The organism is Streptomyces sp. NBC_00539 (assembly GCF_036346105.1).
Lineage (GTDB): Bacteria > Actinomycetota > Actinomycetes > Streptomycetales > Streptomycetaceae > Streptomyces.
The window spans coordinates 3,352,501-3,369,883 of the sequence record NZ_CP107811.1 but is presented as its reverse complement, the minus strand read 5'-3'; the positions used below and the strand labels follow the sequence as shown (position 1 = coordinate 3,369,883).

Annotated in this window: 9 protein-coding genes (1 of these 9 cut by a window edge); 4 read left to right on the top strand and 5 right to left on the bottom strand. The window is 75.2% G+C overall.

What is annotated here, in order from left to right:
• Window positions 1-112 precede the first annotated feature (112 nt).
• Together lhgO and OG861_RS14910 are read right to left on the bottom strand one after the other, a co-directional pair.
• On the bottom strand, window positions 113-1,315 hold the full coding sequence (gene lhgO / locus OG861_RS14915) for an L-2-hydroxyglutarate oxidase (RefSeq protein WP_329202337.1): 1,203 nt from the start codon (window positions 1,313-1,315) through the stop codon (window positions 113-115).
• 67 nt (window positions 1,316-1,382) lie between these two features.
• Window positions 1,383-3,104 carry a sporulation protein gene (locus OG861_RS14910; protein WP_330261726.1) on the bottom strand — a complete coding sequence of 574 codons (1,722 nt, stop codon included), beginning with the start codon at window positions 3,102-3,104 and terminating at the stop codon, window positions 1,383-1,385.
• A 654-nt stretch (window positions 3,105-3,758) separates the two neighbouring features.
• On the opposite strand from OG861_RS14910, the gene OG861_RS14905 reads away from it, so the two are divergent.
• Together OG861_RS14905 and OG861_RS14900 are read left to right on the top strand one after the other, a co-directional pair.
• Window positions 3,759-6,017: an asparagine synthase-related protein gene (locus OG861_RS14905; protein WP_329196929.1), complete on the top strand. Its 2,259-nt coding sequence runs from the start codon at window positions 3,759-3,761 to the stop codon at window positions 6,015-6,017.
• Between the two features lie 432 nt (window positions 6,018-6,449).
• Window positions 6,450-9,620: a BTAD domain-containing putative transcriptional regulator gene (locus tag OG861_RS14900; protein ID WP_329196932.1), complete on the top strand. Its 3,171-nt coding sequence runs from the start codon at window positions 6,450-6,452 to the stop codon at window positions 9,618-9,620.
• Here the strand turns inward: OG861_RS14900 and OG861_RS14895 are convergent.
• Together OG861_RS14895 and OG861_RS14890 are read right to left on the bottom strand one after the other, a co-directional pair.
• Window positions 9,607-11,550 carry a sigma-70 family RNA polymerase sigma factor gene (locus tag OG861_RS14895; RefSeq protein WP_329196934.1) on the bottom strand — a complete coding sequence of 648 codons (1,944 nt, stop codon included), beginning with the start codon at window positions 11,548-11,550 and terminating at the stop codon, window positions 9,607-9,609. The two genes, OG861_RS14900 and OG861_RS14895, sit on opposite strands and share 14 nt — an antisense overlap.
• A gap of 271 nt (window positions 11,551-11,821) precedes the next feature.
• On the bottom strand, window positions 11,822-12,586 hold the full coding sequence (locus tag OG861_RS14890; protein ID WP_329196936.1) for a TetR/AcrR family transcriptional regulator: 765 nt from the start codon (window positions 12,584-12,586) through the stop codon (window positions 11,822-11,824).
• 342 nt (window positions 12,587-12,928) lie between these two features.
• Here OG861_RS14890 and OG861_RS14885 point away from each other — a divergent pair, with 342 nt between their 5' ends.
• Both OG861_RS14885 and OG861_RS14880 read left to right on the top strand, forming a co-directional pair.
• Window positions 12,929-14,356: an NAD(P)/FAD-dependent oxidoreductase gene (locus tag OG861_RS14885; RefSeq protein ID WP_329196937.1), complete on the top strand. Its 1,428-nt coding sequence runs from the start codon at window positions 12,929-12,931 to the stop codon at window positions 14,354-14,356.
• Between the two features lie 156 nt (window positions 14,357-14,512).
• On the top strand, window positions 14,513-16,243 hold the full coding sequence (locus OG861_RS14880; RefSeq protein WP_329202339.1) for an ATP-binding SpoIIE family protein phosphatase: 1,731 nt from the start codon (window positions 14,513-14,515) through the stop codon (window positions 16,241-16,243).
• Window positions 16,244-16,350: 107 nt separating this feature from the next.
• On the opposite strand, the gene OG861_RS14875 is transcribed toward OG861_RS14880, so the two are convergent.
• On the bottom strand, window positions 16,351-17,383 hold the 3' portion of the coding sequence (locus OG861_RS14875) for an MFS transporter (protein WP_329202341.1). 269 nt of this gene lie beyond the right edge of the window; the window shows 1,033 of its 1,302 coding nt (coding positions 270-1,302); its start codon lies off the right edge, out of view; the stop codon is at window positions 16,351-16,353.

The following is a 17,383-nucleotide window of genomic DNA, read 5'->3' as shown; positions in this document are numbered from 1 at the left end:
CCGTCGAGCGACGTCAGGCGTGGTGAGGCGTGATGAGGCGTGCGGGGTCGGGTGTGCCGGGTCGGGGGTGGTCGGGCGTGCGGCGTCAGGCGTGCCGGGCCGCTGCCGCGGGTCAGACCGCCGCGAGGGCCGCCAGGGCGCGGCGGGCGACCTCGCGCCCGATCGGCAGGGACGCGGTCGCCGCCGGTGAGGGTGCGTTCAGGACGTGCACCGTGCGGGGCGCCTCCCGGATCAGGAAGTCGTCCACCAGCGTCCCGTCCCGCAGGACGGCCTGCGCCCGCACCCCGGCCGCCGCCGGGACCAGGTCCGCCGAGGAGACCTCCGGCAGCAGGCGCCGTACCGCCTCGGTGAAGGCCCGCTTCGACAGGGAGCGGCGGATCTCCCCTGCTCCGTACCGCCAGTGCCGCGCGGCCATCCGCCAGGACCCCGGCCAGGCCAGCTCGTCGGCGAGGTCCCGCGGCGAGGCCGTGCCCCAGCCGTACCCCTCCCGCGCGAGGGCCGGCACCGCGTTCGGCCCGACGTGGACCCCGCCCCCGATGCCCCGGGTCAGGTGCACCCCGAGGAACGGGAACGCCGGATCCGGCACCGGGTAGACCAGGCCGCGCACCAGCGATGGCCGGGCCAGGTCGTAGTACTCGCCCCGGAACGGGATGATCCGCATCCCGGGTTCGTCGCCGGCCAGCCGGGCGATCCGGTCGCACTGCAGGCCCGCGCAGTTCACCAGCACCCGGGAGCGCACCACCGCGCCGGCCGTCGTACGGACCGCGACGCCGGCCGGGCGGCGCGAGATCAGGTCCACCGCCCCGCCGTAGACGATCTGCGCACCCGAGGACTCCGCGAGCTGCGCCGTGACCTGCCCGTAGCCCACGATCCCGGTCGTGCCGACGTGGATCGCGGCCAGGCCGCGTACCTCCGGCTCGTACTCCGCGATCTGCGCCGGGCCCAGCTCCCGCACCGGGATGCCGTTTTCGCGACCCCGCTGCACCAGCGCGTGCAGCCGCGGCAGCTCCTCCCGCTCGGTGGCGACGATCAGCTTCCCGGTCACCTCGTGCGCGATGCCGTACTCCGCGCAGAACTTGACCATCTCGGCCGCCCCGCGCACCGCGAATCGCGCCTTCAACGAGCCCGGGCGGTAGTAGATGCCGCTGTGGATCACGCCGCTGTTGCGGCCCGTCTGGTGCCGGGCGGGGCCGGCTTCCTTCTCCAGGACGGTCACCCGGGTGCCCGGAGCCAGGCGCGACAAGGCATGCGCTGTCGACAGACCGACGATCCCGCCGCCGATCACCAGCACGTCACAGTCCACGCCCACGCCCATGCCCACGCCGCCGCCCAAGCCGACACCTCCCACCCCTGCATACTGCACCCCGCCACCGACAGCGCGGCTACGCGGGTGTCACCAGCAGCGGCCGGGCCCGTTCGCGCAGCTCCGCGACGCGCGGTTCGTCCCCGTACGGTTCCAGCCGGTGCAGCAGGTCCCGTACGTACTCGTTCGTCCGGGCCGAGGAGATCCGGCCCGCGACCTCCACCGCCCGGGTGCCCGCCGCGCACGCCGCGTCGAGGTTGCCCGACTCCAGCTCGGCGACCGCGCTCACCACCAGGCGCAGCCCGTGGGAGCGCACGTACTCCTCCGTGGGGCGGGACAGGGCCTGCTCGGTGAAGCGGCGCACCTGCCGGGGGAGTTTGAGGTCCCGGTAGCATTCCGCCGCATCCGCCGCGAAACGGTCGTACGAGTAGAAACCCAGCCAGGTGGGGTCCGGGTCGCCGTCCCGGGCACGCTCCAGCCACCCCTCGGCCGCCCGCAGCGCGGACCCGGCGGCCGCCGAATCACCCGCCTTCGCGTGCGCCCGGGCCTCCACGAGCCGGAAGAAGCTCATGGTGCGGGCGGTGGCCAGCCCGCGGTTGCGTTCCACCGCCGCCTGCGCGAGGTCCACGCCTTCGTCGGGGTGGTCCCGGTAGGTGGCCTGGAGGGACATCGAGGCGAGGACGTACCCGCCGAGCGGCACGTCGGCGGCCGCGCGGGCCAGCCGCAGCGCCTGGATGTAGTAGCGCTGGGCGGCCTCCTGCTGGCCGGTGTCGAACGCCATCCACCCGGCCAGCCGGGTCAGCTCGGCGGTCGCACCGAACAGCGCGCGGCCCACCTCGTCCGTATAGGAGCCCAGCAGCAGCGGCGCGGCGTCCACGCGCAGGCACTCCGGCACCATCGAGGAACGCCAGTCGCCGCCGCCGTACTTGGAGTCCCAGCGGCGGGCGTCCTCGGCGGCCTCGCGCAGCTTGGCCACGTCGCTGTGCCCGACGCGCTGCGGGGAGGCGTCCGGGATGCCGCCGGCCGCCGTCGTGGTGCCCGGCGTCGTGGTGCCCGGCGTCGGCACGCCGGGCACCGGCACGCCCGGCGTCGCGGTGCCCGGCGTCGGCACGCCGGGCACCGGCACGCCCGGCGTCGCGGTGCCCGGCGTCGGCGCGTTCGGGGGTACCGCGTTCGGGGCCGGGGCTCCCGTACCCGCCGTGCCGCCCGCCCCGGCGCCCGGTTCCCGCGGGGAGTGTGCGGTGCCCGGGCTCTGCCGGGCCGGCGCCGCGGGGCCGGCCGCCACGGCGGCCTCCGCCGCCTCCCGCGCCACCCCCGCCCCGCCCGGCTCGCGCGCCACGGAACTGTCGGCGGGCGATATCAGCCAGCGCGAGGCCGGCGTCGCGTACGCCGACACGGCGAACGAACCGGCCAGCGACTGCCAGATCCCGCCGCCCCCGCGCCGCCCCGCCAGGTCCAGCCGGTACAGATCGGTGGCCGACCGCACCGCCGCCCCCACTTCGCGCGGGAACGACAGTCCGACCTCCGGCGCCGGGTCCGCGTCCGCCAGGCCGATCTCGTGCAACGGCACCGGACGCCCCAGCTTCGCCCCGATGGCCGCGGCGATCAGATGGGGCGCCGCGCCCTGCGGCACCATCCCCTTCGACACCCACCGGGCCACCGACGTCTTGTCGTACCGGAGCGTCAGGCCGCGCTGCGCGCCGAGGTCGTTCACCCGCCGGGCCAGCCCGGCGTTGCTGATGCCCGCCAGGGCGAGCACGGCGCCGAGCTTCTCATTGGGCTCGCGGAGCTCCCTGGACATGCGCCACCCCTCGTCACACGCGGAACGCAGACGCCGCCGGGGCATAGGCGCCCGGCATTTCGTAAACCCAGCGTAGTTCCCCGCCTCCCAAGCGTTAAGGCCTCGACTTCCGTATGGCGAGATTGTTGTCCGTACGCACAGTCGGGAGGGTCCCGCGCCCGGGGCGCACGTGTCAGCGCGTGCTCCGCCCGTGGTGCCGTGCGCCCGGCCGTGCGCTCTGGCCGCCCGCCGGGCCCGGCGATTCGATGTGCGGTGCGTGGGTCGGCCCGTCGCGCGGATCCCGTGGGAGCCGGGCGGGCCGGGGGATGCCGCTGCCTCAATCCCCGCGGGTGGCGGAACGGTCCGGGGGGTGGTTCACGCCCCTCGGGCCGCGCCCCGCCGGCGGCCCCGAGGGGCTGTCGCGGGCCGTCACCGACCCTCAGTACGGCCGAAGAATGGCTGAAAGCGACCTATGGGGCGGTGGGAACGGAACGCCAAATACCGTGTGTCGGGGGCGTGTTCGTCTGCATGTGCGCCCCCCGAACCCCTCTCGCATGCCCTCTCTCGTGGCAGCATGGACCCCGAGCCACCCGGGGCCCCGGACGGTCGCGCCCGCATGCCGACCGCACTGCCCGTGCCCCGGTCATTTGCCCACAGGCTGGGGAGGCGGCGGCGGTGCGCTGGTTGGTCGGGTGGAGCAGTATCGCCGCGAGCTTCGGCACGGCCGGAAGGGTCTCCGGCCAGGGCGTTTCCGGCTCCGCGTCCACATACGGGGCCGCGGGCGGGTCCCCGTACGGATCGACGGCCCACACCTCCACCGCGTACGACTCCACCGCCGGGACCCCTTACTCGGACACCCCCCGCGGCGGCCTCGCGGACGCCGCCTACCCCGACGACCCGGCCGCCCAGGACGCCGAGCGCACGGTGCACCCCGTCGGGGCGCAACTCCTGTGGGGCGACCCCGACCCGCTCTGGGCCGTCGGCGACTGGCGCCCCGACGAGATCCGCACCATCACCGCCGACCCCGCCGACCCCTTCACCCGGCTCGCCGTCCTCGGCTGCTGCGGCGCCACCGACGCCGAACTGCGCCGCGCGCTGTACGCCGCCCGCGGCGGGGCGCTGCGCCACCTCACCCAGTGGTCCGGCAGCTACACCGCCGTCGTCCAGGCCGGCCGCCGCATCACCGTCCTCGGCGACCTCGCCGGCGCCCGGCCCGTCTTCTACACGCCCTGGGCGGGCGGCACCGCCTACGCCACCGCCGCGCTCCCGCTCGCCGACCTCATCGAGGCGCAGCTCGACATCGGCCACCTCGCCGCCCTCCTGGCCTGCCCCGACAGCCCGGAGGCACTGGGCGACGGCACACCGTACGTCGGCGTCCGGCGCATCCCGCCCGGCCACACGCTGATCCTGCGCGAGGGCTCCCGGGAAATCACCGGCTACGAACCGGTCGCCTCCCTCGCGGTCGCCGCCCCGGAAGCCGACCCCGAGCGGGCGGTGGAGGGCGTACGGGAAGCACTGGTCGACGCGGTGCGCGCCCGGCTCACGGCTCCCCGGCATGCCCCCGACGCCCTGGTCCCCGACCCCGGACCGGTACCGGGAATGGGCCCCGCCGACCGGCGCGCGGCGCGCGGAGCCCCCGCCCCGGTGCCCGGAGTGGGCTCCGACCTCTCCGGCGGCAGCGCCTCCGCGACGCTGGCCCTGCTCGCGGCGGGCCTGCCCGGCGTACCGGGGACCCTGCCCGGATCCGGCTCACGGCTCCTCGCCGTCACCTTCAACGACCTCGCCACGCCCCAGGGGCGCGAGGCCGAACTGGAACGGGCCCACGCCCTCGCGACCGATCCCCGGCTGCACCACGTCGTCGTGGCCGCCGCCGAGGAAGCGCTCCCGTACGCGGACCTCGACGGGCCGCTGACCGACGAACCGGGTCCCTCGCTCGTGTTCGCCGCCCGCGAGCGGCGCCGGCTGGCGGCCGGTTCAGCCGACCACTTCACCGGCCACGGCGCCCGCCAGGTCCTCGACGCGCACCCCGCCCGGCTGGCCGACCTCCTGATGGACCGCCGCAGACGCCACCTGCTGCGCCCGGTGGCCGCGCTGGCGCGCACCGCGTCCGCGGACTCCCACTCCCTGCTGGTGCCGCTGACCGTGTACGCGGCGGCCCGACGGCTCGCCCGTACGTCATACCGGGCGGGCATGGAAACCGCCGCGGCCCGGCTGCGCGAAGGGGCCGTCGCGGCGGCCGCCGCCGGGCCGGTGGACGCCTCGCTGGCCGCCCTGACCTGGTGCCGCCCGGGCCCGGCGGCGGGCTGGCTGACCGGCGAGGCCCTGGCGGAAGTATCGATCCGGCTCGCCACCGCGGCGGGCCGGCCCCCGCTGTCCCTGCGCCCCGGCGAGGCCCGCGCCCGCGCCGCCCTGACCCGGCACGCCGCCGACCACCGGGTCTTCGAGCAGGCCGTGGAGGTCCGCAGCCAGCGCCTGCACGCCCCGTTCCTGGACAACCAGGTCGTACGGGCCGCGCGCGCCCTGCCGGAGTCCCTGCGGGTGCAGCCCGGGGCCCGGGCGGCGATCCTGCGCAGCGTGCTGTCGGCCTCGGGGGTACGGGAACTCCCGCCGGGCTGGGGGGTGAGTTCCCCCGAGCCCCACGAGACGGCGACCCGGTTGGGGCTGCGCGCGGCCCTGACCTCACTGCTGTCCCTGTTCACCGCGCCGTTGCTGGCCGACGCCGGGCTGATCGAGGCCCGGGTCGTGCGGCAGGCCCTGCTCGACGCGGCGGACGGCCGGCCGGTCCCGCTGGACGGGCTGGCGGAACTCGTCTCGATGGAACTGTGGCTCCGCCGCCTCCTGGCCCGCCGCGGCACCTGCTGGACGGGCACCTCCACCCCCCGCCGCCGCGCCGTCCCCACCGGCCTCCCCGACCGCCGCCCGGCCCTCTCCTGACCGCCCGGAACCCCACCAGCCGCCCCCCCTCGCCACCCCACCAAGTCCGACCAGGGCCCCCACATCCAGCCCGCCGGCGTTCGATCGCGCGGGGCCACCGCATCCCCCGCGTCAGAGGCGCGGGGCCACCACATGCAGCCGGCGTTTGAGACCAGAGCCACCACATCCAGCCCCGCCGACGTTCGAGGCGCGGGCCACCACATTCAGCCCCGCCGGCGTTTGAGGCGCGGGGCCTGGGGCGGAGCCCCAGAAAGCCCGGCGCAGCCGGGGCCGCTCCGCGGGGCGGCGCCGCAGCCGACCCGGCCGCCTGTGCCCGCCAGGCGCGACCCCCGGCCCGGCCCCGCCGCCGCCTGTGCCCGCCAGGCGCGACCCCGTCCCGGCCCCCCAAAAAACCCCCACCCACCCCGGCCAGGGGCAAGGCAGAATTGCCCGGTGCGGTACCTCATCCTCGGCCCCACCGAGGCACACGACGCGACCGGCGCCCCCCTCCCCATCGGCGGCGTCCGCCTGCGCGCCCTCCTCGCCGCCCTCGCCCTCCGCGCCGGCGCCCCCGCCGCCGCCCCGGTCGCCGACCTCGTCGACGAGGTCTGGGGCGACGACCCGCCCCAAGACGCCCCCGCCGCGCTCCAGGCCCTCGTCTCCCGGCTCCGCCGCGCCCTCGGCTCCCGCGACGCCGTCCTCGCCGACCCCACCGGCGGCTACCGCCTCGCCGCCACCCGCGACGACGTCGACCTCCACCGCTTCACCCGCCTCACCCGCGAAGCCGCCCGCCACCAAGACCCCGCCGCCACCCTCCGCTCCGCCCTCGCCCTCTGGCGCGGCCCCGCCCTCGCCGACCTCCCCGAACCCGCCCGTACCTCCCACGCCGCCGCCCCCGAGGCCCTGCGCGTCGCCGCCCTCCGCGACCGGATCGCCGCCGACCTCGCCGCCGGCACCCCCGCCCCGGCCACGCTCCTCCCGGAACTGGAGGCGCTGATCCACGAGAACCCGTACGACGAACCCCTCCACGCCCTGCGCCTGCGCACCCTGCGCGCCGCCGGCCGCCCCGCCGAGGCCCTCGCCGCCTACGAGGACACCCGCCGCACCCTCGCCGAAGGCCTCGGTACGGACCCCGGCCCGGAACTGCGCGCCCTGCACGCCGAACTCCTGAGCCCGCCCCCGCCCGCGCAGCGGCGCCCCACCGGCAACCTCCGCCCCCGCCTCACCTCCTTCGTCGGTCGGGAACCCGAACTCGCCGCGCTCCGCACCGACCTGGCCCGCTTCCGCCTGGTCACCCTCACCGGACCCGGTGGTTCCGGAAAGACCCGCCTCGCCGAGCACGCCGCCGCCGCCCACCCCGAACCCGGCTGGCTCGTCGAACTCGCCCGCCTCGACCACCCCGCCGCCGTACCCGGAGCCGTCCTCAGCGCCCTCGGCCTGCGCGAGAACACCCTGGTCGCCCACGACACGGGCACCGCCTCCGCCGACCCCGCCACCCTCCTCGTGGAGCACTGCGCGGAGCGCCGCATGCTCCTCGTCCTCGACAACTGCGAGCACGTCATCGACGCCGCCGCCGAACTCGCCGACCGGCTCCTCACCCACTGCCCCGGCCTGCGCGTCCTCGCCACCAGCCGCGAACCCCTCGGCGTCCCCGGCGAGGCCCTGCGCCCCCTCGAACCCCTGCCGCCCGCCCCCGCGCACCGCCTCTTCGCCGACCGCGCCACCGCCGCGCGCCCCGGCTTCGACCCCGCCGACGACCCGGACGCCGTCACCGAGATCTGCGCCCGCCTCGACGGCCTCCCCCTCGCCATCGAACTCGCCGCCGCCCGCCTGCGCCTGCTCACCCCGCGCCAGATCGCCGACCGCCTGGACGACCGCTTCCGGCTCCTGACCGGCGGCAGCCGCACCCTCCTGCCCCGCCAGCAGACCCTGCGCGCCGTCGTCGACTGGTCCTGGGAACTCCTCACGGAGCCCGAGCGCACCGTCCTGCGCCGCCTGTCGGTCTTCTCCGGCGGCTGCGACCTCGCCGCGGCCGAGGCCGTCTGCGCCGGGCCCGGCCTGGACGTGGCCGACGCCCTCGGTTCCCTCGTGGACAAGTCCCTGGTCCTCGCCGAACCCGGCCCCGACGGCATGCGCTACCGCATGCTCGAAACCATCCGCGAGTACGCCGCCGAACGCGCCCTCGCCGCCCCCGGCGACGCCGAGGCCACCGCCCGCCGCCACACCGCCCGTTTCCTCGCCCTCGCCGAAGAAGCCGAACCGCACCTGCGCTCCGCCGCCCAGATCCCCTGGATCCGGCGGATCGAGACCGAGCTCGACAACCTGCGCGCCGCCCTCGAACACGCCGTGGGCGCCGCCGACGCCGAGACCGCACAGCGCCTCACCTTCGCCCTCGCCTGGTTCTGGTGGCTGCGCCACTACCGCGCCGAAGGCGCCGAATGGGCCACCCGGGTGCTCGCCCTCACCCCGGAAACCGCCGTGCCCGAGGGCTCTCCCGCGTACCGCGCCCGAGCCCGCCTCGCCATGCTCGAGCTGTTCCTGACCTCCGAGAGCCACCCGCCGCAGGAGTTCCACACCCCCGAATACGCCGACCGCGCCGCCCGTACCACCGGCGTCCTGCGGGACGGCGGACCGGAGTCCACCCGCTTCCCCGCCATGCTCTGGCCCATGACGGCCCACTTCACCGGCCCCACCACCGACTTCCTGCGCAATCTCGACGAGAGCGTGGAGAACTGCCGCCGTCACGGCACACCCTGGGAATTGGGCGTCACCCTCCTGGTCCGCGCCCATTTCGCCATCGACACCACAGGCGGCCTGCCCACCGTCGAAAACGACCTCGCCGAGCTCCACGACATCGCCCGCCGCGTCGGCGACCGTTGGACCCGCTCCCAAGTGGCGGGCGTCACCGGTGAGTTCGCGCTGTCCCGAGGTCAGTACGCCCTCGCCCGCACCACGTACGAGGAGTGCCTGCACCTCGCCCGCGAGGCCGGGGCGGACAGCGAAGTCCCCTTCGTCCTCACCCGGCTCGCCGAATGCGACTTCTGCGCCGGTGACTTCGTGAGCGCCGAGGGCGCGCTGACCGAAGCCGCCGGGGAGGTCGAGCGGTACGGGGCCATGCACGACGTACGGGCCTACATCCACCTCCTCACCGCCCTGATCGCCCTCTTCCGCGGCCAGGAGGACCACGCCAGGAGCCTGATCGCGCTCGCCCGCGCCGAAGCCGCGAAGACCTCGGCGCTCCCCCAGCTCACCACCGGACTCGACAACGTCGAGGCCATGCTGACCGCCCGCGAGCACGGCCCGCAGGCCGGACTGGACCGTATCGGGCCGGCCCTGGACGCGGCCGTCACCGCACACTGCGCCGAACGCGTACTGGCCTCGCTCGCCGAGACCGCGGCCGTCATGCTGGCCTCGGCCGGGCACCACGCCGCATCCGTCCGGGTCCTCGCGGCCGCCACCGCCTGGCGCGCGGGCTACCCGCGGTCGGTCCCGGAGACCGCCGCCCTGCACGCGCTCCCGGGCGACAACCTCGCCGCGCTCGGGCCGGCCCGCTACGGCGAGGAGGAGACGGCGGGCGCCGCGCTGACGCCGCAGGAGGTCGCGGCGCTGCTCACCCGCAGCTGACCACCGCGTCGGCCCAGCTCACGAGCGCCGGCAGGCGGCCCGGCCCGGCCCGCTCCACCACCAGCCGCAGCGTCGTGTGCCCGGCCAGGGACACGTCGACCCGCACCGGGGCGTCGTCGTACCCGAGGGCTCCCGACTGCCACAGCCGCCGGCCGTCCCCGTACACGGAGAACCGCACCTCGGCGTCGGTCACCAGGGACATGCCGTCCACCCCGACCCGCGCCGAGAAGGCCCCGCACTGCCGGTTGAGGCCGATCTCCACCGCGGAACGGGAGTTCACCGTGATCCCCTGCCCGAACCGCTGTCCGCCCACCACCAGCCCCCAGCGCTGCCACACCCAGCTGCTGCGCCAGGTCTCCAGCTCGGGACCGGCGTGCTCCCCGTACGCGGAGTGCTCCAGCCGGGCCAGCGGGAACCCCTGCGGCGGCTTCGGCGCGGGCTTCGGGGGCCGGGTGGGGGCAGGCGGCGTCGAAGCAGGCGGTGACGGGGAGGCCGGCCGCGCGGACACCGGCGTCCGGGACGGAGCCGGACTGCTGCGCCGCGGCGGTACGGGTACGGGTGCCTCCACCACCGGCGACTTCGCCTCCGGCGGCTCCGGCTCCGCCACGGGCGGCGCGGCGGACCCGGGCAGCGGCCGCACCGGCGCCACCACCCCCGGCACCGGCTGCGCCCCGGCCTGCTGCCCGGCATCGTCCCCGACGAGGGCGAACACCACCCCCGCGGCCGCTGCCACCGCGAGCCCCGCGGCGATGGCGGCCTTGGCGGGCATCCCCAGCCCTTCCGAGAGCACCGCCCCTCCGGGCCCGCCCCCCGCCCCGGCCCCTCCCGCCCCTGCTGCGCCCGCCGAACCGGCCGCTCCCGCAGCTCCGGCGCCCGAAGCCCCCGCCGCCGCACCCGTCCCCCCGGCCACCGCGGCGGCGGCCCCGGCCCCACCGGCGGCAAATGCCCCGCCGGCCACCACACCCGCCGCCTTCGCCGCGTACCCGGCGGCGAACCACCCGATCACCGCGACCGGCAGCAGCGCGGGAATCCCCGCGTTGACGTCCTTGAGCTCCCGCGCGGCCAGCCGGCACTTGGCGCACTCCTCCAAGTGCCCCCGCAGCCCACGCTCCGCCCGCATCCGCAGACCGCCCCGCGCGTACGCGCCCAGCCGGTCCGCGTACCGGGCGCAGTCGCCGCCCTCACCCAGCGCCGCGCTCACGTGCGCCTGGAGGTAGGCCTGCTTGAGCCCCTCACGCGCCCGGCTGGCCAGCACCGCGGTCGCGTTGGCACTCAACCCGAACAGCGGGGCGATCGCGCTCGGCGAGGACTCCTCCACGGTGGTGTGCCAGAGCACGGCCTGCCACCGCTCGGGCAGGCTGCGGAACGCCTGCATCGCCAGCGACTGCTCCGCCTCGTGCATGGCCCGCACGTCCGCGCCCAGCTCAAGGGTGTCGTCCCCCGACAGCCCGCCCAGCCCGCCGCTCTCCGTACCGGCCGCCGCCTGCTCCGCGAACACGGCGAAGTCTTCGACCAGCTGCTCCCGCCTGGCAGTCTTCGCCCAGGCGGCGGCGACCCGCCGCACGGTCGTCAGCAGGTACGCCCGCACCGAGTGGTCCGGCCCGGCCCCGCCCCGTACTGCCTGCAGCGTCCGCGCGAACACCTCGGCGGTCAGGTCGTCGGCGGTGTGCGCGTCCCGGCAGCAGGTGCGCGCGTAGCGCCGTACGGCATCGGCGTGCCGGCGGTACAGCTCCTCGTAGGCACTGTCGTTCCCGCCGCGCATCCGGGCCACCAGGTCGGCGTCCGACGGAGGAAGTTCCGCACCGGACACGCCGGCGGCGTGCCGGCCGGCGGGGTCGCGCTGCGCCGGTACCTGCCGGGCGGGCAACCCGCCCACCTCGGCCTTGCCACCGGCGTCACCGAGTGACTCGCCCCGCCCGTCAACGCCCATCGCGGAAGCCCCCGCACGCCACACTCAACCGGTACACCGATTCAGCGTGGCACACGGCGGGTACACCCCCGGGCCGCTGCGCGCACCATCCACTCATCCGGGGACGATCCGGCGAATCACCGTACGGTGCCCCACCCGTTCGAGTGGCTGACGTTCGAGTGACCGGCGCCCGCGGAGCCGACGTCAGGCGACCGACGTCAGGGCGACCGGCGACCGAGTGACCGGCGTCGGGGCGACCGGCGTCAGAGTGACGGGCCGCCCGGCCGCCCGCTCACGCGGTCCGCGAGCGCAGCCCCTCCAGCAGGATGTCGAGCAGCCGCGAGGAAGCGGCGGCCTGGTGCGCCGGGTCCGGCAGCGCCGGAGCGGCGGTGGCTATCACCAGCAGCACATCGGCCACCGTGACATCGGCGCGCAGCTCACCCGCCTCCCGGGCGCGGTCCACGAGCCGGCCCACGACCTCCAGCAGCGCGCCCGCCCCGGAGTCCTCGGACGGCTCGTCCTGAGCGGTGCGCGAACCGACGACACGCAGGTCCGGGCCGCCGGTCCCGACGGCCTGGCGCTGGTGCGGGACGCGGGCGGTCTCCGCCTCCTCGACCCCGTCCTCCTCGGCCGAGCCGACCCGTAGCACCTGCGGCGGCAGCAGCCGCCCCGCCCCCGAGGCCACCGAGGTGCGCAGGAAGCGGGAGAGGGCCTGCCACGGCTCCTCCTCCTGTCCCAGCGCGGCCTTCGCCTGGTCGGTCAGCCGGGCGGTCTCCTCCTCGGCTATCCGCCGGACCAGTACGTCCTTGCTCGGGAAACGCCGGTACACGGTGCCGACACCGACCCGCGCCCGTCGCGCCACGTCTTCCATCGGCGCCCCGTAGCCCAGCTCGCCGAACACCTCGCGCGCCGCGCGAAGGACGTGTTCGAGGTTGCGCTGGGCGTCGACGCGCAGGGGCGTGGAACGGCCCACACCGTGCGTCGTCGCGCCGGTCATCACGCGGCCGCCGTCGGTCGACAGAGCGGTCGCAGAACCATGGAAATCGGACATGTTCATATGTTTCCCCCGGTGATCATTTGTCTCCCCCCGGAGACACTCCCCGCCTTCGTGCCGAGGGTGGGCCACGGTCAGTGGGCCCCGGTCCTGCTCCTCGACGAGATACGAACATAGTTGAGCCAGAGTCAATTCAGAAGAGGCAGCCCCCCATGGAGCGCCGCCCGATCGGAGCATTCACCCCCACTTTTCCGCCAGAAGCCTCCGGAATCACCCCCTCCGTACCGCCTGACCTGCGGCGCTTCACCCGGATCCGGAGGCCTCAACAGCCCCGCCCCACCCCTCCCCCCAGTCACACAATTTGCAGAGCCTGTGGACAAACTCCCAGCCACGTTGCGTCATGGGATGGTGAAGGCTGCTAACTCCCCGGGCACGGCACCCGGCACCCCGCCCCGCACGCGCATCCTCGTCGTCGGCGGCGGCTACGTCGGCATGTACACGGCCCTCCGGCTCCAGCGGAAGCTCAGACCGGGCGAGGCCGAGGTCACGGTGGTCACCCCGGACCCCTACATGACGTACCAGCCCTTCCTCCCCGAAGCGGCGGCCGGCGCCATCTCCCCCCGCCACGTCGTCGTCCCGCTGCGCCGCGTCCTGGACAAGTGCCGCATCGTCATCGGCGAGGCCGAGCACATCGACCACGCCAAGCGCACCGCGACCGTGTCGACCCTCGCCACCGCCGACGAGGGAACCGGCCCCCTGCAGATCGAGTACGACGAACTCGTCCTCGCGCCCGGCTCCATCTCCCGCACGCTCCCCATCCCGGGGCTCGCCGACTACGGCATCGGCTTCAAGAGCGTCGAAGAAGCCATCGGCCTGCGCAACCACGTCATCGAACAGATGGACATCGCCTCCTCCACCCGCGATCCCGCGATCCGCGACGCCGCCCTCACCTTCCTCTTCGTCGGCGGCGGCTACGCAGGCGTCGAGGCCCTCGGCGAACTGGAGGACATGGCCCGCTACGCGGCCCGGTACTACCACAACATCAAGCCCGAGGACATGAAGTGGGTGCTGGTCGAGGCCAGCGACCGGATCCTCCCCGAAGTCGGCACCGAGATGGGCGTCTACACGGTCCGTGAACTGCGCAGACGCAACATCGACGTCCGCCTCGAAACCCGCCTCGAATCCTGCGAGGACCGCGTCGCCGTCCTCAGCGACGGTTCCCGCTTCCCCACCCGCACCGTCGTGTGGACCGCCGGTGTCAAACCGCACCCGATCCTCGCCGCCACCGACCTCCCCAAGAACGAACGCGGCCGCCTCGCCTGCACCGCCTTCCTCACCGTCGAAGGCGTCGAGAACGCCTGGGCCGCCGGCGACGCGGCCGCCGTCCCCGACATCACCGCCGGCGAGCACAGCCGCGACTGCGCCCCCAACGCACAGCACGCGGTCCGCCAGGCCAGGGCCCTCGCGGACAACCTCACCGCCGCACTGCGCGGCGAAGTCCTGACCGAGTACGCACACAAGTACGTCGGCTCCGTCGCCTCCCTCGGCCTCCACAAAGGCGTCGCGTTCGTATACGGCCGCAAGCTCAAGGGATACCCCGCCTGGTTCATGCACCGCGCCTACCACCTCAGCCGCGTCCCCACCTTCAACCGCAAGATGCGCGTCCTCGCCGAATGGACCCTCTCCGGCCTGTTCAAACGCGAGATCGTCTCCCTCGGCTCCCTGGAACACCCCCGCGCGGAATTCGAACTCGCCGCAGGTGGCACCCCCAAGGGCCGGCACGCGCCCCCGCCCGGCCCCGCCGCCAACCCCCCGAAGGACAAAGGGGACTGACGCTGTCAGTGCGCTCGGCCACACTGGACGTGTGACCATAGGTGGGCTCACACCTGCACAGAGTGACACCGTCCAACGCTCGACCCTGGGGGCAGCCCCCGGCCGTTGCCGGGGCAGACACAGCGACCACTTGCGACACCACGAGGCTTGAACGCAGTGAACTTCACGCGCTGGAGCGCACGGTTCCCCGGAACGCAGCGCCGCGCCGCCGCCCGGACCGAACACGCCGCCGCCCAGGCCAAACGGGGTGAGGGCTCCGTCCCGGCGGCCCGCGGCGCGGCCGCCCACTCCCCTGCGCCCCCGGACGGAGCCCCCGCCGAACCCACCGTCCGCGGTACCGGAACCGCCCCCCTCACCGCCGTGCCGTCCCTCGACGAACTCTCCGCGCGGGAAGTCCTCGGCCTGCTCCCCGCCCTCGTCGCGCTGGTCCACGGCCCCGAACACCGCGTCGCCTACGTCAACGACGCCTACACCACCGGCTTCGGCGCCCGCACCACCGGCGCCCCCGCCCACGTCGCCCTCCCCGAACTCGGCGAGCTCGGCCTGCTCCCGCTCCTCGACCAGGTCCAGCGCAGCGGCAAGCCCCGTACCGCCAAGAACCGCTCCGCGCCGGGCGGCGCCAGCTCGTACACCGTCACCTGCACCCCCGTCGCCTTCCCCAAAGCCGGCCCCGACGGCGAAACCGACCCCCACCACACCGGTGTCCTGGTCCACCTCGCCGACGTCACCGACCACGCCGAAGCCGCCGAACGCCTGCGCGCCAGCGAACGACGCCAGCGCGAGGCCGCCGTCACCCTCCAGCGCTCCCTCCTCCCCCAGGAACTGGAACAGCCCGACGACCTGCGCATCGCCGCCACCTACCAGCCCGGCGGCACCGAAGCCGCCGTCGGCGGCGACTGGTACGACGTCATCACCCTCGGCGCCGGCCGCACCGCCCTCGTCATCGGCGACGTCATGGGCCGCGGCGTCCGCGCCGCAGCCGTCATGGGCCAGCTGCGCACCGCCGTCCGCGCCTACGCCCGCCTCGACCTGCCGCCCCACGAGGTGCTCCAGCTCCTCGACGGCCTCGCCGCCGAGATCGACGCCAGCCAGATCGCCACCTGCGTCTACGCCGTCCACGACCCCAACGAAGGCCTGCTCGCCTACGCCTCCGCCGGCCACCTCCCCCTCCTGGTCCGCGACGAGGACGGCACCGTACGCCGCGCCGCCGACCCCACCGGCCCGCCGCTCGGCACCGGCGGCTGGCTGCACACCTCCGGCACCATCGCGCTCGGCCCCGGCTCCACCGCCGTCCTCTACACCGACGGCCTCGTCGAACGCCGCGGCGAGGACATCGACGAGGGCGTCGCCGCCCTCGAACGCGCCCTCTCCGGCGCCCAGGGCACCCCGGCCGTCATCTGCGACCGCCTGATGCGCGCCCTCGGCGTCGACGCCGACCACGACGACGACGTCGCCGTCATGGTCCTCCAGCAGCCCGCCCGCACCGGCGCGGACGCCGAGCTCTTCCACAACGCCGCCCTCGAACTGCTCGGCGGAGTCGAGGCGGCCCCCCGCGCCCGCGCCTTCGCCCAGGGCGTCCTGGCCTCCTGGCGCTTCCCCGTCGAGCTGTGCGACCTCGGGGTCCTGGCCGCCAGCGAACTCGTGGCCAACTCCCTCCAGCACGGAACCCCACCCATGCGCCTGCGGCTGCGCCGCACCGACCGCCGCCTGATCGTCGAGGTCACCGACGGCGACGACCACCTCCCGCGCCGCCGCCGCGCCGAACCGGGCGACGAGACCGGCCGCGGCATCTCCATCGTCGCCACGATCGCCTCCAGCTGGGGCACCCGCCGCACCCCCGGCGGCGGCAAGGCCGTCTGGTGCGAATTCGCCCTGCCGGACAAATAGCCGGCCATCAGCCGGCCATCAGCCGACCGCACAGAACGAAAAGGGCCCGGTCCCCCACGGACCGGGCCCTTCCCCTACTTCTCCACGTCTACCTCTACGACCACGTCCTACGCAGTCACGCGCTCGGACACCTGCACGGCGACCGGCACGGCGACCGGATCGACGACCGGCCCGGCCGGCACCGCGACCTTGGCCAGCGACGGGTTGTCCTGCACCGGAGTCAGCTGCGTGCCGATCCGCAGCGCCAGCCACGCGATCCCGAGCGAGACGGCGATGAAAACCCCGATGTACAGCATCGGCACGCCCGCACCCAGCGGTACACCCAGCGGCCCGAGCGCCAACGCCATCTGCTTGACCAGCGCGAACGCCGAGTTGTACTGACCCACGGAACCCTCCGGCGCCAGATCCGCCACCAGCGGCGCCAGCGTCGGCGACAGCATGGCCTCACCGATGCCGAAGAGCGCGTACGTCGCGACGAACGCACCGGCTGCCATCAGCGCACTGCCGTGCCCCAGCCCCGAGAACCCGGCGATGACCCAGGCCCCGGTCCAGATCACACCGACCAGCGCGATGACCCGGGAACGGCGGCGCTTCTCGACCAGCTTGAGCACCACGAACTGCGCGACGACGATCGCCCCCGTGTTGGCGGCGAGCGCGAAGCCCAGGGTCGACGGGGAGATACCGGCGGCCTCGGTCCCGAAGGCGGCGAGCCCGGACTCGAACTGCCCGTAACAGGCGAAGAAGATCACGAAGCCCAGCACCAGCAGCTTGACCATGGCCCTGTGCCGCAGCATCCGCTTCCAGCCGCCCCCGGCCCCCGGGTCCTTCGGCACGGCGTCCTTGATGCTCGGCGCGTGCGGCATCCGCACGGTGGCGATCACGCCCGCCAGCACCAGGAACATCACGGCCTCGATGCCGAAGAGCAGGGTGAAGCTGTCCGGGTGGCCGACATCCACGATCTGGCCACCGATGAGACCGCCGATGCCCAGCCCCAGGTTCTGCATGAAGAACTGGAGGGCGAAGGCCCGCGTCCGGGTGGACGGGGTCGAGCACCACACGATCATCGTGGCCAGCGCGGGCTGCATCACGGCCTGCCCGGCGCCGAGCGCCAGGGCCGACAGCAGGATCGGCACGACCCCG

What these genes read in the sequence shown, in the direction of transcription:
- lhgO (WP_329202337.1), bottom strand. Translation starts at nt 1,315, where the DNA reads ATGGGCGTGGGCGTGGACTGTGACGTGCTGGTGATCGGCGGCGGGATC.
- OG861_RS14910 (WP_330261726.1), bottom strand. Translation starts at nt 3,104, where the DNA reads ATGTCCAGGGAGCTCCGCGAGCCCAATGAGAAGCTCGGCGCCGTGCTC.
- OG861_RS14895 (WP_329196934.1), bottom strand. Translation starts at nt 11,550, where the DNA reads ATGGGCGTTGACGGGCGGGGCGAGTCACTCGGTGACGCCGGTGGCAAG.
- OG861_RS14890 (WP_329196936.1), bottom strand. Translation starts at nt 12,586, where the DNA reads ATGAACATGTCCGATTTCCATGGTTCTGCGACCGCTCTGTCGACCGAC.
- OG861_RS14885 (WP_329196937.1), top strand. Translation starts at nt 12,929, where the DNA reads ATGGTGAAGGCTGCTAACTCCCCGGGCACGGCACCCGGCACCCCGCCC.